The 22007-nt window shown below is 57.7% G+C and carries 20 protein-coding genes; 19 read left to right on the top strand and 1 reads right to left on the bottom strand.

The features are described 5' to 3' along the window. Positions 1-23 precede the first annotated feature (23 nt). From BLM14_RS16010 to BLM14_RS15965, 10 genes are all read left to right on the top strand, one after another. The gene (locus BLM14_RS16010; protein ID WP_237143387.1) at positions 24-1043 is read left to right on the top strand and encodes a PhoH family protein; all 1020 of its coding nucleotides are present in this window, start codon (positions 24-26) and stop codon (positions 1041-1043) included. Between the two features lie 17 nt (positions 1044-1060). Next, positions 1061-1558: an rRNA maturation RNase YbeY gene (gene ybeY / locus BLM14_RS16005; protein WP_100000307.1), complete on the top strand. Its 498-nt coding sequence runs from the start codon at positions 1061-1063 to the stop codon at positions 1556-1558. A gap of 5 nt (positions 1559-1563) precedes the next feature. Continuing rightward, positions 1564-2652, top strand: coding sequence for a hemolysin family protein (locus tag BLM14_RS16000; RefSeq protein WP_100000306.1), 1089 nt, complete (start codon positions 1564-1566; stop codon positions 2650-2652). 57 nt (positions 2653-2709) lie between these two features. Further along, positions 2710-4299, top strand: coding sequence for an apolipoprotein N-acyltransferase (gene lnt / locus BLM14_RS15995; RefSeq protein WP_100000305.1), 1590 nt, complete (start codon positions 2710-2712; stop codon positions 4297-4299). 100 nt (positions 4300-4399) lie between these two features. Next, positions 4400-4810 carry a helix-turn-helix domain-containing protein gene (locus tag BLM14_RS15990; protein ID WP_100000304.1) on the top strand — a complete coding sequence of 137 codons (411 nt, stop codon included), beginning with the start codon at positions 4400-4402 and terminating at the stop codon, positions 4808-4810. Between the two features lie 179 nt (positions 4811-4989). Then, entirely contained in the window at positions 4990-6255 is a 1266-nt protein-coding gene (gene metK / locus BLM14_RS15985) for a methionine adenosyltransferase (RefSeq protein WP_100001389.1), read from the top strand. A 21-nt stretch (positions 6256-6276) separates the two neighbouring features. After that, positions 6277-6975 (top strand): tRNA (guanine(46)-N(7))-methyltransferase TrmB, encoded by a 699-nt coding sequence (gene trmB, locus BLM14_RS15980; RefSeq protein ID WP_100001387.1) that lies wholly within the window; start codon positions 6277-6279, stop codon positions 6973-6975. 235 nt (positions 6976-7210) lie between these two features. Further along, complete coding sequence (locus BLM14_RS15975) at positions 7211-8161, top strand: Bug family tripartite tricarboxylate transporter substrate binding protein (RefSeq protein WP_100000303.1); 951 nt, start codon at positions 7211-7213, stop codon at positions 8159-8161. Continuing rightward, the gene (locus tag BLM14_RS15970) at positions 8158-8640 is read left to right on the top strand and encodes a tripartite tricarboxylate transporter TctB family protein (RefSeq protein ID WP_100000302.1); all 483 of its coding nucleotides are present in this window, start codon (positions 8158-8160) and stop codon (positions 8638-8640) included. The genes BLM14_RS15975 and BLM14_RS15970 overlap by 4 nt, the downstream gene beginning before the upstream one ends. A 21-nt stretch (positions 8641-8661) precedes the next feature. Beyond that, a complete protein-coding gene (locus BLM14_RS15965; RefSeq protein ID WP_100000301.1) occupies positions 8662-10179 on the top strand; it encodes a tripartite tricarboxylate transporter permease in 1518 nt (505 codons plus the stop codon). 29 nt (positions 10180-10208) lie between these two features. On the opposite strand, the gene BLM14_RS31565 is transcribed toward BLM14_RS15965, so the two are convergent. Beyond that, the gene (locus BLM14_RS31565) at positions 10209-10373 is read right to left on the bottom strand and encodes a hypothetical protein (protein WP_165788439.1); all 165 of its coding nucleotides are present in this window, start codon (positions 10371-10373) and stop codon (positions 10209-10211) included. A 269-nt stretch (positions 10374-10642) separates the two neighbouring features. Here BLM14_RS31565 and rimP point away from each other — a divergent pair, with 269 nt between their 5' ends. The 9 genes from rimP to BLM14_RS15920 all read left to right on the top strand — a co-directional run bounded on the left by rimP (position 10643) and on the right by BLM14_RS15920 (position 21983). Further along, on the top strand, positions 10643-11308 hold the full coding sequence (rimP, locus tag BLM14_RS15960; RefSeq protein WP_100000300.1) for a ribosome maturation factor RimP: 666 nt from the start codon (positions 10643-10645) through the stop codon (positions 11306-11308). 50 nt (positions 11309-11358) lie between these two features. Then, positions 11359-12960, top strand: coding sequence for a transcription termination factor NusA (nusA, locus tag BLM14_RS15955; RefSeq protein WP_100000299.1), 1602 nt, complete (start codon positions 11359-11361; stop codon positions 12958-12960). 80 nt (positions 12961-13040) lie between these two features. Then, entirely contained in the window at positions 13041-13685 is a 645-nt protein-coding gene (locus tag BLM14_RS15950; protein ID WP_418314187.1) for an RNA-binding protein, read from the top strand. After that, entirely contained in the window at positions 13682-16441 is a 2760-nt protein-coding gene (gene infB, locus BLM14_RS15945) for a translation initiation factor IF-2 (protein WP_100000298.1), read from the top strand. Before BLM14_RS15950 ends, infB begins: the two co-directional genes overlap by 4 nt. Positions 16442-16662: 221 nt before the next feature. Beyond that, positions 16663-17121 (top strand): 30S ribosome-binding factor RbfA, encoded by a 459-nt coding sequence (gene rbfA, locus BLM14_RS15940; protein WP_100000297.1) that lies wholly within the window; start codon positions 16663-16665, stop codon positions 17119-17121. A gap of 14 nt (positions 17122-17135) precedes the next feature. Beyond that, complete coding sequence (gene truB, locus BLM14_RS15935) at positions 17136-18107, top strand: tRNA pseudouridine(55) synthase TruB (protein ID WP_100000296.1); 972 nt, start codon at positions 17136-17138, stop codon at positions 18105-18107. Positions 18108-18153: 46 nt separating this feature from the next. Then, positions 18154-18528 carry a 30S ribosomal protein S15 gene (rpsO, locus tag BLM14_RS15930; RefSeq protein ID WP_100000295.1) on the top strand — a complete coding sequence of 125 codons (375 nt, stop codon included), beginning with the start codon at positions 18154-18156 and terminating at the stop codon, positions 18526-18528. Positions 18529-18741: 213 nt separating this feature from the next. Next, positions 18742-20883 (top strand): polyribonucleotide nucleotidyltransferase, encoded by a 2142-nt coding sequence (gene pnp / locus BLM14_RS15925; RefSeq protein WP_100000294.1) that lies wholly within the window; start codon positions 18742-18744, stop codon positions 20881-20883. An 83-nt stretch (positions 20884-20966) separates the two neighbouring features. Then, entirely contained in the window at positions 20967-21983 is a 1017-nt protein-coding gene (locus BLM14_RS15920) for a class I SAM-dependent methyltransferase (protein ID WP_100000293.1), read from the top strand. The last annotated feature ends 24 nt before the right edge of the window (positions 21984-22007 follow it).

Here is a 22007-nt window from a genome sequence, read left to right as displayed (position 1 = left end):
GAACACTTTTTTAGGAGAGCCGTTTGAACGCCACCGAAAAACTGAAACCCGCTCCCTCGGGAGCCTCGGATCTGGCGCATATCGTACTGACATTTGATAACAACCGGCTGGCGAGTGCGCTGTTCGGCCAGTTTGATGAAAATCTTGCCCGTATTGAGCAGAAATTGGGTGTCGATGTTCGCTCAAAAGGCAACCAGCTCGCCATTCGCGGTGAGCCAGGCGCCACCGAACAGGCGCGCAGGGCACTCGACCAGCTCTACGAACAATTGCAGAAGGGCCATGACATTTCCGCGTCCGATGTCGATGGTGCGTTGCGCATGGCGATTGCCGCCGACGATCAGTTGACGCTCCCCACAATGGAAAACAAGAGCAAGATGGCTGCCGCCCAGATATCGACCCGCAAGAAGACGATCTTTGCCCGCACGCCGACGCAGGACGCCTATATGCGCGCGCTTGACCGCTCGGAACTCGTGTTCGGTGTCGGGCCGGCCGGTACAGGCAAGACCTATCTTGCAGTCGCTCATGCGGCGATGCTCCTCGAACGCGGGCTTGTAGACCGGATCATCCTCTCGCGTCCGGCAGTGGAAGCGGGCGAACGCCTCGGCTTCCTTCCCGGCGACATGAAGGAAAAGGTCGATCCCTATCTGCGTCCGCTTTACGATGCGCTCTACGATATGATGCCCGCTGACAAGGTCGAGCGGGCGATCGCTGCCGGCGTTATCGAAATTGCACCGCTCGCGTTCATGCGTGGCCGCACGCTGGCCCATTCGGCGATCATTCTCGATGAAGCGCAGAACACGACGGCCATGCAGATGAAGATGTTCCTGACGCGTCTCGGCGAAAACGGACGTATGATCATCACGGGCGATCCGAGCCAGATCGACTTGCCGCCCGGCCAGAAATCCGGCCTCGTGGAAGCGCTGAGGATCCTCGACGGTGTGAGCGGCATCGTCACCGTCCGGTTCACGGACGTTGACGTGGTGCGTCATCCGCTCGTCGCGGCAATAGTCCGGGCCTATGACAAGGAAGGCGCCAAGCCCTAGAGCTTGGCGACACCACCGTGATTGATATCGACATATTGGTTGAAGCGGAAGGCTGGGCGGCTGAGTCCAGCCTTCGGCAATTGTCGACCAGTGCCATTTCCGCTGCGTGGGAAGAACTTGACCGGGGCGATCAGCCCGAGAGCGAGCTCAGCCTGGTCTTTACCGATGACGCGGCGATCAAGGAACTCAACAATGACTGGCGCGACAAGGACAAGCCGACCAACGTCCTGTCGTTTCCGGCGTTCACCTTGAAACCCGGTCAGAAGCCGGGGCCCATGCTTGGCGATATCGTCATTGCCCGGGAAACGGTGGAGCGCGAAGCGGTCGATGAGGACAAACCCTTCGATCACCACCTGATGCATCTCATCGTCCATGGATTTCTGCATCTACTCGGCTATGATCACCTGACCGAAGCCGAGGCGGAGGAGATGGAAGGACTGGAGCGCAAAATTCTGGGGCGCCTTGCAATCCCGGACCCATATGCGCTATCCGTCATTGACGATCAATTCGATTGAGGACCATGTCTGACACGTCGCACCAGAACGATCCTGCCGCACCCTCCAGGGGAATAGCCGGGCAGGAGAGTGATGCCGAAGGGCAAAGTATCACCAGAGCGCAAGGCCAAGAAAAGCGCTCGCTTCTTTCTACCCTTTTTCCATTTCTGCGCGCTCGCCCGGGAACATCCCTCAGGGAAGACCTCGATGCGGCGCTGGCAGAGGATCATCATGGCGACGCGGCGTTTTCGCCCGAAGAACGCGCCATGCTGCACAATATCCTGCGTCTGCGCGAATTGCGGGTCGAGGATGTGATGATCCCGCGTGCCGATATCGAAGCGGTGGACATCACCACGACGCTCGGCGACCTTCTGGAAATGTTCGAGAAGTCTGGCCATTCGCGCATGCCGGTCTTTGCGGAAACGCTGGATGATCCGCGCGGCATGGTGCACATCCGTGATGTCGTCAATCACATCACCAAGATTTCGAGGGTGAAAGCGCCGCGCAAGTCGGCCGCGCGCACGCCGAAGGCGCCGGTTACCGCGAAGTTCAATCTTTCCAACGTCGATCTCACCAGGACGATTTCCGAATTGAGCCTGATGCGGCCGGTTCTCTTCGTACCCCCATCGATGCTTGCGAGCGACCTGATGGGGCGCATGCAGGCGCAACGCATTCAGATTGCCCTGGTCATCGACGAATATGGCGGGACCGACGGTCTGGTTTCGCTGGAAGATATCGTGGAAATGGTCGTTGGCAACATCGAGGATGAACATGACGACGATGAAGTGATGATCGTCGAAGAGCCGGAAGGCGTGTTTATCGCCGATGCCCGGGCCGATCTGGATGAAGTCTCGGAAAAAATCGGCTCCGGATTTGTCATTGGTGAACATGGCGAGGATGTCGATACCGTTGGCGGGCTGATCTTTTCGATTCTCGGACGCATTCCGGTACGTGGCGAGATGGTGCAGGCTGTACCTGGGTATGAGTTCCACGTGCTGGAAGCCGATCCTCGCCGTATACGCAAGGTTCGGATCGTGCCCTTGCGCCATGCCGAACGTCGCCCCCGGGGGACGCGGCAAGGCGTGGCTGACGAGCCGGCGGAAACGGACGAATGATTGGCGCAAGTCTCACCCTTTAAGACTGAGAAGAAATCAGAAGTGGTGGGGCATGGCATGATCCAACGGCTGGCCGGCAAGGTCATTCTCCTGTCAGGCTGGAAACGTGTTGCTCTGGCCTTCCTCATGGGAGCGCTGGCGAGCTTCGCGCTTCCTCCCTATGACTTTTTTGCCGTTTGTTTTATTTCGTTCCCGGTCCTCGTCTGGCTGATCGACGGCGCCGTCGACAATGCTGGCTCCGGTCCAGTCCGCCGATTGCTGCCCGCTGCCATGGTTGGCTGGTGGTTCGGTTTTGGTTATTTCGTCTTCGGCCTCTGGTGGATCGGTAACGCGCTGCTTGTGGATGCGGAAAATTTTGCCTGGGCCATTCCCTTCGCCGTTTTAGGCGTGCCTGCCTTACTTGCCTTCTTTTATGCTTTTGCCGCTGCACTCGCCCGCCTGTTTTGGAGTGATGGCCTTGGCCGTGTTCTGGCTCTTGCCTTTGGTTTCGGCATGGCCGAATGGTTGCGGTCCTTTGTCCTTACCGGCTTCCCGTGGAATGCCGTAGGTTATGCAGCCATGCCGGTGCCGGTGCTGATGCAATCGTCCATCATTGTCGGATTAATGGGGATGAATGCGCTGGCCGTTATCGTCTTTGCCATGCCGGCCTTGTTTGCGGATCGCCGCGATCTGAAGACCGGCCTGGTTCTTGCCCTTATCCTGGTCTGCGCTCATGTCGGGTTCGGTGTCTATCGCCTCGGGACCGCCACGGTCGAAGCCAAGGGGCCGCAGGTTCGCATCGTACAACCGTCGATTGCCCAGGACCTCAAATGGGACGCCAATGCCCGGCAGGGCATCTTCGATAAGTTCCTTGCCATGACCGGAGAAGCACCGAAGGATGGTAAGCCCCAGCCTCAGGTAATCATCTGGCCGGAAACCTCGGTTCCCTACATCCTGACAAAGGCGCCGGAAGCGCTGAAGAGCATTGCCGATGTGCTGAAGGACGGACAGGTTCTGCTTGCGGGTGCTATCCGCATGGAGGAGCCGAGCGGCAACGAAGACCCGCTCTACTATAATTCGATTTATGCCATCGATAGCGATGGCGAAATTACTGGTGCCGCGGACAAGGTTCATCTCGTTCCTTTTGGTGAATACGTGCCGCTGGAGAGTATTCTGCGCAAACTTGGCGTCAGCGAAGTCGTTGAATTGCCGGGCGGATTTACTGCCGCGACGACCCGGCGCTCGCTTCCGGTCCTGGACGGCTTCAATGCATTGCCGCTGATCTGCTACGAAGCAATTTTCCCGGCCGAAATGGCCTATCAAGGTCCCCCGGCAGATGCGATCGTCAATGTAACCAACGACGCATGGTATGGCGACACACCCGGTCCCTACCAGCACTTCCGGCAGGCGCAGTTGCGCGCAGTTGAGCAGGGACTCCCCCTTGTTCGGGCGGCCAATAATGGCCTTTCCGGCGTTGTCGATCCCTACGGTCGAATCATCGACGCACTCGCACTTGACGCTGTCGGCGTGGTGGATGTGACGCTTCCTGGGAAGGTGCAGCTACCGCTGAGCGAAGATTCTCGTTGGTATCAATTCTGGGTTGTAATTGGCATGGTTCTGATTGCAACGCTGGCGTATTTTTTGCGCCAGAGGACAAGGGTTGGTTGACATTTCTGACGTTGCCCTGTCGAATAACGCCATATTTGGCCCGTTGATATATTGGTGATAAAATTCATTTTCAGCCCCATTTCATACGAATGAGATTTTCATGTCTGATAATAAAAAGAGACCTAATCCAGTAGACGTGCACGTCGGAGCGCGGATTCGATTGCGACGCAACATGATCGGTTTGAGCCAGGAAAAGCTTGGTGACAGCCTTGGAATAACATTTCAGCAAATCCAGAAATACGAAAAGGGTATGAACCGTGTCGGCGCCAGCCGATTGCAGGCCATCGGCAACATTCTCAACGTGCCGGTCACCTTTTTCTTTGACGACATGCCCGGCCAGTCCGACAAACCAAAGGGATTCGATGAAGAGAGCGAGACCACCTATGTCGTCGGCTTTCTAAACAGCTCGGAGGGCATCCAGCTCGCTCGCGCATTCGCAAAGATAACGGATGCCAAGATCAGGCGGAAGATTCTCGACCTCGTGCGCACATTGGGTGACGAGGAAGAATAATCGACTGAAACGCTCCTGATCGCTGCAGGCTCGTCCCGAGCTTTAGAAAAAAATTCTCAAAGTGCCGATTGTTTGAAAATGAAAGCAATTGACTGATCCTCTCGACCTTGGCAAAGACTACGCAGCTCCGCCCGGGCTTTGCCGGGCGGGTGTTCGTTTGCTTTCAAGAGGGGTTCCCCGTGACACGCAGTTCATATCTTTTTACCAGTGAGTCTGTATCGGAGGGTCATCCAGACAAGGTCTGTGACCGCATTTCCGATGAAATCGTAGACATGATCTATAAAGAGGCAAAGAAGACGGGTGTTGATCCGTGGACTGTGCGTATCGCTTGCGAAACCCTGGCAACCACCAACCGCGTTGTAATCGCCGGTGAGGTGCGTGTGCCGGACACGCTTCTGAAGAAGGACAAGAGCGGTGTGGTGATCAAGGATGCCAAGGGCCATCCGGTGATCAATCCATCGCGGTTCCGCGCGGCTGCCCGCCGTGCCATTCGCGATATCGGCTATGAGCAGGACGGCTTCAACTGGAAGACCGCGAAGATCGAGGTCCTCTTGCACCCGCAGTCCGCGGACATTGCACAGGGCGTCGACAATGCGGCCGATCGCCAGGGCGAAGAAGGTGCGGGCGATCAGGGCATCATGTTCGGTTATGCCTGCCGTGAAACACCGGACCTCATGCCTGCTCCGATCTATTACTCCCACAAGATTCTCGAGCTTTTGGCTGCTGCCCGTCACAAGGGTGAAGGCGATGCCGGCAAACTTGGACCGGATGCCAAGAGCCAGGTCACAGTCCGCTACATCAATGGCGTTGCAGCCGAAACCACGCAGATCGTTCTGTCGACACAGCATCTCGATGCGAGCTGGGATTCCACGAAGGTTCGCAAGGTTGTCGAGCCTTACATTCGTGAAGCTCTGGGCGACCTGAAGATTGCCGACGATTGCGTCTGGTACATCAACCCGACCGGCAAGTTCGTCATCGGCGGTCCGGATGGTGATGCCGGCCTGACCGGCCGCAAGATCATTGTCGACACCTATGGTGGTGCAGCTCCCCATGGCGGCGGCGCGTTTTCCGGCAAGGACACAACCAAGGTCGACCGTTCTGCCGCTTATGCTGCACGCTACCTTGCAAAGAACGTCGTTGCCGCCGGCTTTGCCGACCGTTGCACGATCCAGCTTTCCTATGCGATCGGTGTCGCCCAGCCTCTTTCGGTTTACGTTGACCTGCACGGAACGGGTAACGTGAAGGAGGATGCGGTCGAAGCTGCCCTGCGCAAGGTCATGGATCTTTCGCCTACCGGCATCCGCAAACACCTCGACCTCAACAAGCCGATCTACGCCAAGACGTCCGCCTATGGTCATTTTGGCCGCAAGCCGGGCCGTGACGGTTCCTTCTCCTGGGAGAAGACCGATCTGGCAAAGCAGCTGAAGTCCGCTCTGGCCGCTTGAGCGGCCATTGCATCCATGCCCATGAGTGAACCAAGGCGCGAACGTTCTACGGAAGCATTCTTCGGCAGAAGAAGCGGTAAGACGCTGCGCCCTATGCAGCGTTCGATCCGCGATGAATTGCTGCCGCTGCTCAAACTCGATCTGACCACACCGGCACCCGCCGACCTTCGCAGTCTGTTTACTGCGGAGGTCGAGGTGGTGCGGATGGAGATCGGCTTTGGCGGCGGTGAGCATCTGTTGCATGAAGCATCGCGCTGCCCCAAATCCGGATTTATCGGCGTCGAGCCTTTCGTCAACAGCATGGCGAAGCTGGTTGTCGATCTGCACGAAAATCCCTTGCAGAACATCAGCCTCTACGATGACGACGCAACGCAGGTACTCGACTGGCTACCGGCTGCTTCGTTGGACGGCATCGATCTGTTCTACCCGGACCCCTGGCCGAAGAAGAAACACTGGAAGCGCCGCTTCGTCAGCCAAAAAAATCTCGACCGCTTTGCCCGGGTCCTGAAATCAGGAAGCCGTTTCCGTTTTGCCTCGGATATCGATACTTATGTGAACTGGACACTGCAGCATTGCCGTGCCCACGACGAATTCGAATGGCAAGCCGAGACTTCAGCCGATTGGCACACGCCCTATGAGGCATGGCCCGGCACGCGCTACGAACAAAAGGCGCATCGTGAAGGCAGGATCGGCGCCTATCTGACGTTCCTGCGGCGTTAGGACGTATCTCTGCTCCCCTTCAATTTGTTTTGCATTTCGCGTGACAGCTTCCTGACAGTTTTCTAGTATCATTTTACGGATGAGGAGACTGCTGGGAGGCTGTCCATACATTCATATCGTCAAGTCTGGGGTTTGGTTTCGTTTGCCAACCAGCTTTGACTTTCGGCACCTTCCCGCTTCTTCAGAGACCTATCAAAAATCGATGGCCGATGGCCGTCATGGGAGGACTTCCAGAATGCGTAAGATGTTGCTTGCTTTCGTTGCTGCCGGAGCGATGGTTCTGTCCGGTCAGGCTTTTGCCGCCGACTACAAGATCATGGCTCCTGCAGCTCCAGGCGGCGGTTGGGACCAGACCGCGCGCACAATCCAGACCGCCCTGCAGGACGAGAAAATCTCCGGCAGCGTTCAGGTCGTCAATGTGCCGGGTGCCGGTGGTACGATTGGCCTCGCGCAGTTTGCCAACTCGGCCAAGGGTGATCCATCGCAGCTCATCGTTGGCGGCTATGTCATGGTCGGCGCGATCTTGACCAATGCCTCGCCGGTCACACTCGATCAGGTTACGCCGATTGCGCGTCTGACCGGCGAGTTTGAAGCGCTGGTCGTTCCAGCCGCGTCGCCGATCAAGTCCATGGCCGACCTCGTCGAGAAGCTGAAAGCCGATCCAGGCGCCGTATCGTGGGGTGGTGGTTCTGCAGGTGGTACCGACCACATCACTGCTGGCCTGATCGCAAAGGCCGCAGGAGTTGACCCGACGAAGGTCAATTACATCGCCTTCTCCGGTGGCGGCGAAGCATTGGCTGCTATCCTTGGTGGCCAGGTTACAGTCGGCATTTCCGGTTATGGCGAATTCGAATCGCAGATCAAGTCGGGGGCCCTGCGCATCATCGGCATTTCGAGCGATGCCAAGGTCGAAGGCATCGATGCTCCGACCTTCAAGGAAGCTGGCGTTGACGTTTCCATCCAGAACTGGCGCATGGTCGCTGCTGCCCCCGGCATTTCCGCGGAGCAGGAAGCGGCAATCGGCGCCGACGTTGAAAAGCTGGTGAAGTCGAAGAGCTGGCAGGATCAGCTCAAGGCCAAGGGCTGGGCTGACACTTACCTCGCTGGCGACGCATTCAAGGCACAGCTGGCAAAGGATACCGAAGCAACATCGGCAATCCTGAAAGATATTGGCCTCGTAAAATGACGCAAGAGTCACCGTCTTCCGAAGAGCGCCGCCCCGACAGGGCGGCGCTGGTCATTGCCGCCGTTATTGCGATACTTGCGGCGGTCATCGTTTACAGCACGGCAACGGCCCATGGCGGAAGCGCGACGAGAATCGGTCCGTCGGCGTTTCCCTATACCATTGCTGGATGTTTGTTTGTCCTGGCGATCTGGACGGCCTTCGAAGCGATGCGCGGCGATTTTCCCGAACGCGAAGAACAGGAAATTCAGCCTGTTATCTGGGTCATCGGCGGCCTGGCCGCTCAGATGCTGCTCCTCCATATCACTGGCTTTGCCATCGCGACCGCACTGCTGTTTGCCGCCACTGCGCGCGCTTTTGGCAAGGGCCCGTTGTGGATGACGATTCCGATCGGCATCGTTCTGTCATTCATCGTCTGGGTCATTTTCGCCAAGGGGCTGCAGTTGTCGCTCCCGGCCGGACCGCTCGAACGTCTCATTTAAGGGAAGGCTCTGGATCCCGCTATGGATAGTTTTACCTTATTGGCACATGGTTTCGCCGTCGCGATGCAGCCGCTCAACCTGCTTTATGCTTTGGTTGGCGTGACATTGGGCACTGCTGTCGGTGTTCTTCCAGGCATCGGACCAGCACTTACAGTCGCACTGCTGCTTCCCGTCACCTATAAGCTTGATCCTGGCGGATCGCTTATCATGTTCGCGGGTATCTACTACGGCGGCATGTATGGCGGCTCAACCACGTCGATCCTGTTGAATACACCGGGCGAGAGCTCTTCGATCGTCACTGCCCTTGAGGGGAACAAGATGGCGCGGGCTGGGCGGGGTGGTCCTGCACTTGCAACGGCGGCTATTGGTTCCTTCGTTGCCGGTTTGATCGCGACAATGGCGCTTGCGCTGATCGCTCCGACCATCGTCAAATTTGCACTGTCGTTTGGACCTGCGGAATATTTCGCCCTGATGATCCTGGCGTTCATGACCGTTTCGGCGGCGTTCGGCGATTCCACGTTGCGTGGGCTGACTGCGCTGTTCCTCGGCCTGGCACTTGGCCTGATTGGCATTGATCTTCAGACCGGGCAGGCTCGCCTTGCGTTCGGCATCCCGGACCTGCTCGACGGCGTGGAAGTCACAACGCTGGCGGTCGCGCTCTTTGCGATCGGCGAGACATTGAGCGTTGCTGCCTCCCATCGGTACGGCGAAGAAAAGATTGAGCCGGTCAAGGGTTCGGTCTGGATGAGCAGGGAGGATTGGTCGCGTTCCTGGAAGCCATGGTTGCGCGGAACGTTCATCGGATTCCCGATTGGCGCGATGCCCGCTGGCGGCGCCGAGATCGGCACGTTCCTGTCCTATTCGGTGGAAAAGCAGTTGGCGAAGAAGCCGGAAGAGTTTGGCCATGGCGCCATTGAAGGCGTTGCTGGACCTGAAGCCGCCAACAACGCGTCGGCTGCCGGAACGCTGGTTCCTCTGCTGACGCTTGGTCTGCCGACCAGCGCAACCGCTGCGATCATGCTTGCAGGATTCCAGCAATTTGGCCTTCAACCCGGGCCGCTGCTGTTTGCCAACAATCCACAGATCGTCTGGGGCCTGATCGCCAGCTTGCTCGTTGCAAACTTCATGCTGCTGGTTCTGAACCTGCCGCTGGTGGGACTTTGGGTGCGGTTGCTGTCGATCCCGCGGCACTGGCTCTATGCGGGAATTCTCGTCTTCGCCACGCTCGGTACCATTGGCGCCAATCCTTCGACGTTCGAACTTGGCATGCTGCTGGCGTTCGGTGTGCTCGGATATATTTTGCGCCGCTTCGGCTACCCGATCGCGCCGGTCGTTGTCGGTTTGATTTTGGGGCCGATGGCCGAACAGCAGTTGCGGCGTGCACTGGCGATCAGCCAGGGTGATGTGACAGTGCTCGTCGGGTCGCCCATAGCAGTGATTCTGCTGGTGCTTGCAGTTTGCGCTGTCGTCGTGCCGCTTATTATGCGCGCGCGCGGCAAAGGCAAGGTGCTCTCGGCGCTGGCGGCGAGTGAAGACTGATCAGCTCAGCCGTCGTCCACCGGGACTGATTAGTTCCGGTGGATGGTGCTGAACTGGACCGGATCGATGCCGAGGGCACGCAGGTCGGAAGCAACCGGCGGATGGCCGATACGCGTTGCCGATGCAACTGCCACAGCGCTGCCGAACACGTTGAGCAGGCGGCCGATCTTCGTCGGAATATGTCTCTTGGTCATTTTTCTATCCTTTCGCATGATGCTGCGATGCAACATAAATAGGAGAGATGCCCGCATAAGTTTAGGTCTGATAGTGCAGGGCAGCTATGCGAAAATGCATTGCCCAATGGGCGAGCGGCAAACAACGGGCAGAAATTCACCTCTGCGCTTGAAACCTGCATGTCATTTCGGTATATAGAAGTCATATTCTTGGTCGATAGAACAGGAGTGGGTCCAGACCGGTCCCGCTCTTTTTTGTTTCTTGGGGCCGAAACAGGGAAAAAATTTGCGTGACAGACGGCGCTGAAACAGAGCACGAGACGGCCTCCGCTGGGCTCGAAGAACGGATTATCACTGAAACAGGTGTTGATGCCCGTGTAGCAGGTATCATTGAGCCGGTATTGGGCTCCATCGGTTTTCGCCTGGTGCGTGTTCGCCTTTCGGGTCTCAATGGACTGACTTTGCAGATCATGACCGAGCGCCACGACGGCACAATGACCGTCGAGGATTGCGAACTGGTCAGCAGGACATTGTCCCCGGTGCTGGACGTCGAGGATCCGATCGACCGCCATTACCATCTGGAAGTGTCGTCGCCCGGTATCGACCGTCCGCTGGTTCGCAAATCGGATTTCGTCACCTGGACCGGTCATATCGTCAAGATCGATACGTCCGCCGTCCTCGATGGGCGCAAGAAGTTTCGCGGCCGGATCGCTGAAGTTACCGGCGATGCCGTGACGGTCGAGAGCGATCAGGCGAGCTATGGCGACAAACCTGTCGTCGAGGTGCCGTTCGAAATGATCTCGGAAGCGCGGCTTATTTTGACGGATGATCTCATTCGCGATGCCCTGCGCCGCGACAAGGATTTGCGCGAAGGCCGGATTCCGGAAGACAGCGCAGGCTCCGCAGACGAGGCAGAAGCTTCGGCCGCCGAGCAAGAACAGACAAAACAGGATTGAATTTCATACGCCCGCGGGAGAAGCGTGGCGGTGAACCCAAGGAGAAGAACATGGCAGTCAGTGCAAACAGGCTAGAACTTCTGCAGATCGCCGATGCGGTGGCACGCGAGAAGTCGATTGACCGCGAGATCGTGATTGCGGCGATGGCCGATGCCATTCAGAAAGCCGCTCGCTCGCGTTATGGCCAGGAAACCAATATCCGCGCCGATATCAATGCGAAGACCGGCGAAATCAAATTGCAGCGCCTGCTCGAAGTGGTCGAAACGGTGGAAGATCCGGTCACCCAGATCGGCATGGACGCCGCTCGCGACCGCAATCCCGATGCGCAGCCCGGCGATTTTCTCGCCGACCAGCTGCCGCCGATGGATTTCGGCCGTATCGCTGCCCAGTCTGCCAAGCAGGTCATCGTGCAGAAGGTGCGCGAGGCCGAGCGTGATCGTCAGTATGACGAATACAAGGATCGCGTCGGTGAAATCATCAACGGCAGCGTCAAGCGCGTGGAATATGGCAATGTGATCGTCGATCTTGGCCGCGGTGAAGCCATCGTACGCCGTGACGAATTGATCCCCCGCGAAACTTTCCGCTACGGCGATCGTGTGCGCGCCTATGTCTATGACGTGCGCCGCGAACAGCGCGGGCCGCAAATTTTCCTGAGCCGCACCCATCCGCAGTTCATGGCAAAGCTCTTCACCATGGAAGTGCCGGAAATCTATGATGGCATCATCGAGATCAAGTCGGTCGCCCGCGATCCCGGCTCGCGCGCCAAGATTGCTGTGATTTCCCGTGATTCCTCGATCGATCCTGTCGGTGCCTGCGTTGGTATGCGCGGTTCGCGCGTTCAGGCCGTTGTCGGCGAGTTGCAGGGTGAAAAGATCGACATTATTCCATGGTCGCCAGAACCCGCTTCGTTCATCGTCAATGCGCTTCAGCCTGCTGAAGTTGCAAAAGTTGTTCTCGACGAAGACGCCGAGCGTATTGAAGTTGTGGTCCCGGATGACCAACTATCACTTGCAATCGGTCGTCGGGGTCAGAATGTACGTCTGGCCTCGCAGCTCACAGGCTGGGATATCGACATCCTCACCGAGCAGGAAGAGTCCGAGCGACGCCAGAAGGAATTCGTCGAACGCTCGAACCTCTTCATGGAAGCGCTTGATGTCGACGAGATGGTCGGCCAGGTTCTTGCGTCCGAAGGTTTTGCAAGCGTCGAAGAAATCGCCTACGTGGATAGCGACGACATTTCCTCCATCGATGGTTTCGATGAGGAAACGGCGACAGAAATCCAGCAGCGCGCCCAGGAATATCTTGGCCGCATCGAAGAGGAACGGGATGCCCGCCGCAAGGAATTGGGGGTTGCCGATGAACTTCGTGATCTGCCGGGCATGACGAATGCAATTCTCGTGGCTGTCGGCGAAGACGGCGTCAAGACGATCGAAGACTTCGCCGGATATGCGGTTGATGAATTGACGGGCTGGCGTGAACGCAAGGATGGTGAGACAATCAACTATCCCGGCATCCTGTCGTCGTTCGAAGTCAGCCGCGCCGATGCCGAGCAGATGGTTCTTGCCGCGCGCCTCAAGGCGGGCTGGATCACAGAAGAAGATCTTGCTGCCGCCGAGCCTGAAGCAGAGGCAGATGAAGAGGTCGCCGGTTAACGCTCGATCCTGGAAGTGCATGATTTTTTGAACAAGGTCATGCGGAAATGATGAAGAGTGATCAAGGCGTGGAACCGGAAATGAACGACAGGACGTGCATTGTCACGCGTGAAAGCGGTACTGTCGATGATATGATCCGGTTCGTCGCCGGCCCCGATGGTGGGACGATTGTTGCTGATTTGAAGCGCAATCTTCCCGGCCGGGGGTGTTGGGTGAAGGCCCAGCGGCGTTATATTGATGAAGCGGTCAAGCGAAAGCTCTTTCCGCGCGGTTTGAAAAGCAATGTCATTGTTCCCGAAGATTTCGGGCTGGTCGTGGACCAGATGCTTGCAAAATCAGCGCTCGGAAGTTTTGGGTTGGCGCGAAAGGCCGGTGTTGTGGTAACAGGGGCCGCAAAAGTGGACGCTGCCATCCGCAACGGCACTGCTGCTCTCGTTCTTCACGCATTTGAAGCGGCGGAAGATGGCGTCCGCAAACTTGACCAGGCCCGCCGTTCGGTTGTTTATGCGGGCGGACCGGAAATACCCGCCCTTTCATTGTTCGAAAGCAGTGAAATGGATTTGGCATTGGGTGGGGTAAATGTGATACATGCTGCCGTACTCAAGGGAACGGCAGCTGCCGGGTTCGTTAAACGAGCCTGGCTGCTACAGCATTTTCGCGATGGCCCCACGGATCGGGCCGACGCTAAAGCGGCAGCTGCCGCGAAGGAAACGGAAACGGAATGAGCGATACAAAATCGACAGACGACAAGACGCTTGGCGTCAACAAGAAAACCCTGACCCTGAAGCGGCCCGGCGTTGAGCAAAGCACGGTGCGCCAGAACTTCAGCCACGGGCGTACGAAGTCTGTTGTCGTTGAAACCAAGAAGCGCAAGTTCAGCCTGCCGGACCACAAGCCGGAGGTTGCACCTCCCGTTGTCGCGGCTCCGGCTCCGGCCCCATCGCCAGTTGCAGCGCCTGCGCCCGCAGCAGCGGCGCCAGCGCCAGCGCGCCCTGCCCCACAGCCGGCTGCTGCTGCACCGCAGCCAACAGCTGCTCCAGCGCCGCGTCCGGCAGCGCCTGCCGCAGCTGCGCCTGCCGCTCAGCCAAGCACACGCCCATCTGCGCCTTCGCAGCAACAGCGCCCGGCACAACAATCCTACCGTCCGTCCGGCCAGCGTTCGAATGATCGCTCTGGCATGGTGCTGAACACGCTTTCGACCGCCGAACTCGAAGCGCGCCGCAAGGCGCTTGAAGGTTCGAAGGCCCGCGACGCGGAAGATCGCGCCAAGGCTGCCATTGAAGCTGCACGCCGTGCGGAAGAAGATGCGTTGCGCGCCAAGGAGCGTGAAGATTCCGCCCGCCGTCAGGCTGAGGAAGAAGAACGCCTGCGCAAGGAAGCCGAGGCCAAGCACAAAGCGGAAGAAGAATCCCGCAAGCGGCAGCCTGAAGTGAAGACGGCCGACGATGCAACGGCGAAAGCGCCGGTACGCAGGCCGAATGCAGCTGAAGAGGACGATGATCGCCGAGGCCCAGCCGGAGCGCGTCGCGGTGGCAGCGCTGCGCCAGCCAAGCCGGAAGTCCGTACACCTAAGGTTGTCAAAGGTGAGGATGAACGCCGCCGTGGCAAGCTGACATTGGGCTCCGCCCTCAATGATGAAGGCCGCAGCCGTTCGCTATCCGCCATGCGCCGCCGCCAGGAGAAGTTCAAGCGCGGTATGCAGCAGGAGAGCCGCGAGAAGATCGCGCGCGAAGTTATTCTACCTGAAACCATCACCATCCAGGAACTCGCTCAGCGTATGGCCGAGCGTTCGGTCGATGTCATCAAATTCCTGATGAAGGAAGGCCAGATGATGAAGCCGGGCGATCTGATCGACGCCGATACAGCGCAGCTGATCGCCGAGGAATTTGGCCACACGGTCCGCCGCGTTGCCGAGTCCGATGTTGAAGAGGGTATCTTCAACGTGCAGGACGATGAGGCGGCATTCGAGTCGCGCCCGCCGGTTGTCACCATCATGGGTCACGTCGATCACGGCAAGACCTCGCTGCTCGATGCGATCCGCAAGGCCAATGTTGTTTCCGGCGAGGCTGGCGGCATTACCCAGCATATCGGTGCCTATCAGGTCGAACAGAACGGCCAGAAGATCACATTCATCGATACTCCGGGCCACGCCGCGTTTACGGCCATGCGTGCCCGCGGTGCGCAGGCAACGGATATCGCCATTCTGGTCGTCGCTGCCGATGACAGTGTCATGCCGCAGACGATTGAATCGATCAACCATGCCAAGGCGGCCGGTGTTCCGATCATCGTCGCGATCAATAAGATCGACAAGCCCTCGGCTGATGCACAGAAGGTCCGCAACGGCCTGCTCCAGCATGAAGTCTTCGTGGAATCGATGGGCGGTGAAACACTCGACGTCGAAGTTTCGGCAAAGACCGGTGTCGGCCTCGACAAGTTGCTCGAAGCTATCCTGCTTCAGGCGGAAATTCTCGACCTGAAGGCCGATCCGACGCGTACGGCCGAAGGTGTTGTCATCGAAGCCAAGCTTGATCGTGGTCGCGGCTCGGTTGCCACCGTTCTGGTGCAGAAGGGTACATTGCATCCGGGCGACATCATCGTTGCAGGCAGCGAATGGGGCCGCGTCCGCGCCCTCGTCAATGACCGTGGCGAAAACATGAAGGAAGCCGGACCAGCGACGCCGGTCGAGGTCCTTGGTCTGCAGGGTCCGCCGCAAGCTGGCGATCGCTTTGCCGTCGTCGAAAACGAAGCCAAGGCACGCGAGATTTCCGAGTACCGCACACGCCTTGCCCGTGAAAAGGCTGTGGCAAAGCAGGCCGGTTCACGCGGTTCGCTCGAACAGATGATGAGCCAGCTGCAGGTAACAGGCCTGAAGGAATTCCCGCTTCTCATCAAGGGTGACGTGCAGGGTTCGATCGAAGCCATTGCTGGCGCGCTGGACAAGCTCGGAACCGACGAAGTGCGCGCGCGCATCATTCATTCGGGTGCCGGTGGTATCACGGAAAGCGATATCGCGCTCGCCGAGGCTTCCAATGCCGCGATCATCGGTTTCAACGTGCGTGCCAACAAGCAGGCGCGTGATCTGGCCGAGCGTGAAGGCATCGAAATCCGTTACTACAACATCATCTACGATCTCGTGGACGATGTGAAAGCGGCCATGTCCGGTCTTCTTTCGCCAGAGCGCCGCGAAACCTTCCTCGGCAATGCGGAGATTCTGGAAGTCTTCAACATTACCAAGGTCGGCAAGGTTGCCGGTTGCCGGGTTACGGAAGGCAAGGTTGAGCGTGGTGCAGGCGTACGCCTCATCCGTGACAACGTTGTCATTCACGAAGGCAAGCTCAAGACACTCAAGCGCTTCAAGGACGAAGTCTCCGAAGTGCCGGCGGGCCAGGAATGCGGTATGGCGTTTGAGAACTACGACGATATGCGCGCAGGCGATACGATCGAGGCTTTCCGCGTCGAACATGTGACCCGCACGCTCTAACACTGCCCTTATCTCTCCCCTTGTGGGAGAGAAAGGATTTTCTTGGATTTAGTTCTTGCTAAATCCTTAGAAAAGCCAAGTGAGGGGATTTTTTACAATAATTATTATCCCCTCTCTGGCGATTTCTAGCACTTGAGCGAAGAGCTCAAGATGCTGAAATCGCTTTCTCCCCCGCAAAGGGGGAGATAAGGCGGCATCTCCCTTATTTGGATATAACAATAATGGCTCGTTCTGCTTCATCATCCGGCCCCTCTCAACGCCAGTTGCGCGTCAGTGAGCAGGTGCGCCACGCGGTTTCCCAAGTACTCCAGCGCGGTGATGTTCGTGATGACACACTGGTAAATGCTGTTGTTGCCATTTCAGAAGTGCGCATGTCGAACGATCTGAGAATTGCCACCTGTTTTGTATCGCCGATCGGTGCTGCGGACAGCGAGGGTGTTATCAGTGCCTTGAACAAGCATTCGAAGTTCATTCGGGGCCGTGCGGCCACTTACCTCAAGCAGATGAAATATATGCCGGAATTCCGTTTCCGCATCGACACGAGCTTCGACAATTACGCCAAGATCGACGCGCTCCTGCGCAAGCCCGAAGTGACGCGCGACCTCACTGATGATGAGGATGATGATGGTGGCGATCCGAATCCGGGGGATGTTCCAGGCCACGGCGACGGCAACGATTGAATGGCCGATAATAAATGACAAGACAGCGCAAGAAAAAGGGCCGTCCGGTTTCCGGCTGGCTGATCTTCGACAAGCCGAAAGGCATGGGATCGACAGAAGCCGTTTCCAAGATCAAATGGCTGTTCAAGGCTGAAAAGGCAGGCCATGCCGGTACGCTTGATCCCCTGGCATCGGGCATGCTGCCGATTGCCCTCGGTGAGGCCACCAAGACTGTTCCCTATGTTATGGACGGTACGAAGATCTATCGCTTTACCGTCGCCTGGGGTGCTGAGCGTACGACAGATGATCTCGAAGGCGAAGTAACCGTAACATCGGATAACCGTCCGGATGAAGCGGCTATCACGGCGTTGCTACCCAAATATACGGGCGTCATCCAGCAGATTCCGCCCAAATTCTCGGCGATCAAGATCGCTGGTGAGCGTGCCTATGATCTGGCACGCGGCGGCGAGGAGATCGAGATACCTGCCCGTGAAGTCGAGATCGACCGGCTGGAATTGGTAGAACGCCCGGATGCCTCGACCGCGATCTTCGAAGTCGAATGCGGCAAGGGCACCTATGTGCGCTCGCTCGCACGCGATATGGGCCGGGATCTAGGCTGTTACGGCCATATTTCGGATTTGCGCCGTATCGAGGTTGCGCCCTTCAATGAGTCCGATTTTGTCACGCTGGCGGAACTCGAGGCTGCCCATCCGCCAGTTCCGACTGAAGAGGAAGGCGAAGACCGTTCCTATGAGCGTCTCGCCGAGCGTTTCTCGGTCATGGATGCGTTCCTGATCGATACGGTTGCAGCGCTGGAAAGCCTGCCCCAAGTTGCCGTCTCTGATGATCAGGCTCACCGCATTCGCATGGGCAACCCTGTGATCCTGCGTGGACGCGACGCGCCCGTCGAAGCCGATGAGGCCTGCGTGACCGCCAAGGGCAAGCTTTTGGCGATCGGTTTCATCGAACAGGGCCAGTTCAAGCCGAAGCGTGTGTTTACGGCGTGAAATCGCCAGAATCATTTGCGGCTGGTAATTTGTCACATTTTCGACTATACGGCCCGCAGCGATAGGCTTTGCCTTCGCTTTAACCGGCCCCCGCTGGACGACATCCCGGCCGTGGGCATCCTGTTTTCCTCTTCAAAAGAAAGGATATACGATGTCGATAACCGCTGAACGCAAGCAGGCAGTGATCTCTGAATATGCAACCAAGCCAGGCGATACCGGTTCTCCGGAAGTCCAGGTTGCCGTTCTGACAGAGCGCATTGTCAACCTGACCGAGCATTTCAAGGACCACAAGAAGGATAACCATTCCCGCCGTGGTCTTCTCAAGCTCGTCTCGACGCGCCGCAGCCTTCTTGATTATCTCAAGAAAGTTGACCAAGGCCGCTACCAGACGCTGATCGAAAAGCTCGGCCTGCGCCGCTAATGCATTAGACCGGCGGGCGCGTCAATCGCTCCGCCGGTCTCTCTCATCCCCCTGGGGATGAACACTACCATGAGACAGATCATGGGGCAGGATTGCAGGCAACTCGGGCAAACGAGTTGCACGTTGTCTTGCCCGTGATTGGTCTGAAACGAAACGGGAGAGAGATGCTGCTATCCAAAAGGATGCGCGTTTTTCCCCACTGAAGGACAAGACATGTTTAATCAACACAAAGTTGAAATCGAATGGGGCGGTCGTCCGCTCATTCTCGAAACCGGCAAGATCGCCCGTCAGGCTGACGGCGCCGTTCTCGCCACCTACGGTGAGACTGTCGTACTCGCTACCGTCGTTTCCGCCAAGGAACCGAAGCCAGGCCAGGACTTCTTCCCCCTGACAGTCAACTATCAGGAAAAGACTTACGCCGCCGGCAAGATCCCAGGTGGCTATTTCAAGCGCGAAGGCCGTCCGAGCGAAAACGAAACGCTGGTTTCGCGCCTGATCGACCGCCCGATCCGCCCGCTCTTCGCTGACGGCTACAAGAACGACACACAGGTTGTTCTGACGGTTATCCAGCACGATCTCGAAAACAACCCCGACATCGTCTCGATGATCGGTGCTTCCGCTGCCCTGACGCTTTCCGGCGTACCTTTCATGGGCCCGATCGGCGCCGCACGCGTCGGCTACATCGGCGGTGAATACAAGCTGAACCCGACCGTTGATGAAATGGTTGAATCGAGCCTCGATCTGGTTGTTGCCGGTACAGGCGATGCAGTTCTGATGGTTGAATCGGAAGCCAAGGAATTGGCTGAAGACGTTATGCTCGGCGCTGTGATGTTCGGTCACAAGAACTTCCAGCCGGTCATCGACGCGATCATCAAGCTCGCTGAAGTTGCTGCAAAAGAGCCACGCGACTTCCACGCAGAAGACCTTTCTGCAGTCGAAGCTGCTGTGCTGACGGTTGCCGAAGCAGATCTGCGCGCAGCCTACAACATCATCGACAAGCAGCAGCGTTATGCTGCCGTCGATGCCGCCAAGGCCAAGGTCAAGGCGCATTTCTTCCCGGAAGGCGTTGAAGAGCCGGAATTTTCTGCAGAGCAGATCGCGACTGTCTTCAAGTCGGTTCAGGCGAAGATCGTTCGCTGGAACATTCTCGACACGGGCAGCCGCATCGATGGCCGTGACCTTTCGACCGTACGCCAGATCGTTTCCGAAGTCGGCCTTCTGCCGCGCACCCATGGTTCGGCCCTGTTCACCCGCGGTGAAACACAGGCCATCGTGGTTGCAACGCTCGGCACCGGCGAAGACGAGCAGTATGTCGACTCTCTGACCGGCATGTACAAAGAAACCTTCATGCTTCACTACAATTTCCCGCCCTATTCGGTCGGTGAAACAGGTCGCATGGGTTCGCCCGGCCGCCGCGAAATCGGTCATGGCAAGCTCGCTTGGCGCGCTATCCACCCGGTTCTGCCTGCCAAGGAACAGTTCCCCTACACGCTCCGTACGGTCTCCGAGATCACCGAATCCAACGGTTCGTCCTCGATGGCAACGGTTTGCGGCACATCGCTGGCTCTGATGGATGCGGGTGTTCCGCTGCTCCGTCCGGTTGCCGGTATCGCCATGGGCCTGATCCTCGAAGGCGAGAAGTTCGCTGTTCTCTCCGACATCCTCGGCGATGAAGATCATCTCGGCGACATGGACTTCAAGGTCGCTGGTTCCGAGAACGGTATCACGGCTCTCCAGATGGACATCAAGATTGACGGCATCACCGAAGAGATCATGAAGGTTGCCCTGGCCCAGGCCAAGGACGGCCGTATCCACATCCTCGGCGAAATGGCGAAGGCCATCACCGAAGGCCGTTCGGAACTTGGCGAATTTGCACCGCGCATCGAAGTCATGAACATTCCGACAGACAAGATCCGTGACGTTATCGGTTCCGGCGGCAAGGTCATTCGCGAAATCGTCGAAAAGACCGGCGCGAAGATCAACATCGAAGACGATGGCACGGTCAAGATCGCATCGTCCTCAGCCAAGGAAATCGAAGCTGCCCGCAAGTGGATCCATTCCATTGTTGCCGAACCGGAAGTCGGCGAAATCTACGAAGGCACGGTCGTCAAGACGGCTGACTTCGGCGCATTCGTCAACTTCTTCGGACCGCGCGATGGTCTCGTCCATATCTCGCAGCTCGCTTCGGATCGTGTTGCCAAGACTTCAGATGTGGTCAAGGAAGGCCAGAAGGTCTGGGTCAAGCTCATGGGCTTCGACGAACGTGGCAAGGTTCGCCTGTCGATGAAGGTTGTCGATCAGGAAACCGGCAAGGAAATCGTTCAGGAAAAGAAGGCTCAGGAAGACGCTGAGTAATCTTCTGGAATAGACTACGATAGAAGCGCGCCCCCGTGGCGCGCTTTTTTCTTGCGACGACATATCTATAGATGGATTTAACTATGGCCCACGGTGCGCTCCAGACGCTCTTTCTGCCCTTCGAAGACGAGATACTGCCTGTGCCAGGTAATGGCGCTCGTTGGTTGTTCCTTGGTGCCGAGGCGGATCGCAATATCGCAAGCGACTGGCACGGTGTCCTGACCTGCCTGCAGCCATTCAAACCCTACTACCTTGCATTGCAGAAGGCCGGCTTTAATGCGGTCCCCCGGTTACAAGGCGAGGAGCGCTTCGATGGCGCGCTGATCCTGATCGGCAAGCATCGCGGCCGCAACGAGGCCTGGCTGGCGCAGGCTTTGAACCAGGTCAATCCCGGCGGAACCATCGTGGTTTCCGGCGACAAGAAGCTTGGTGTCGACAGCTTCCGCAAGACGGTTGAGACCATGGCGCCTGTTACGGACAGACTGTCGAAACACCATGCGGTCGCTTTCTGGTTCACGCGGCCGGAAGAGTTGAATAGCGATAGAATTCAATCGCTTATTGCCGAGCCGACCAGGCTGGAAGATCGCTTCACGACGGGCCCGGGCATGTTCTCGCATACCGCCATCGACAAGGGTTCGGCCTTGCTGGTCAAACATTTCCAAGGGCGGATAAGCGGCCATGTGGCGGACTTCGGTGCCGGCTGGGGTTACCTTGCCAGCGAAGTGCTGAACCAACCGGAGAAACTCAAGTCGCTGGCGCTTTATGAGGCCGATTTCGAGGCACTTGAAGCTGCCAAACAGAACATCTCTGCCGGTGAAATCCCGGTGAGCTTCCATTGGCACGATGTGAATAGTGAAGCAATTACCGAGATTTACGACACAATCGTCATGAACCCGCCATTCCATGCCGGGCGCAGTGCCGACCCGACGATGGGGCAGGGCTTCATTGCAGCCGCTGCGAAACGCCTGAAGCCGGGCGGCAAGCTATTGCTCGTCGCCAACCGGCAGATGCCCTATGAGGCGGGACTGAAATCACTGTTCAAAGCGGTGCTGCCGCTTGAGGACAATGCCGGCTACAAAATCATCGAAGCGAAGAAGTAGCTCTACCCGGGACAACTATTTTGC

The sequence above is a fragment of the Phyllobacterium zundukense genome (assembly GCF_002764115.1).
GTDB lineage: Bacteria > Pseudomonadota > Alphaproteobacteria > Rhizobiales > Rhizobiaceae > Phyllobacterium > Phyllobacterium zundukense.
Note: the sequence above shows the minus strand (reverse complement) of the source record. Positions and strands in the feature narration are given on the sequence as shown.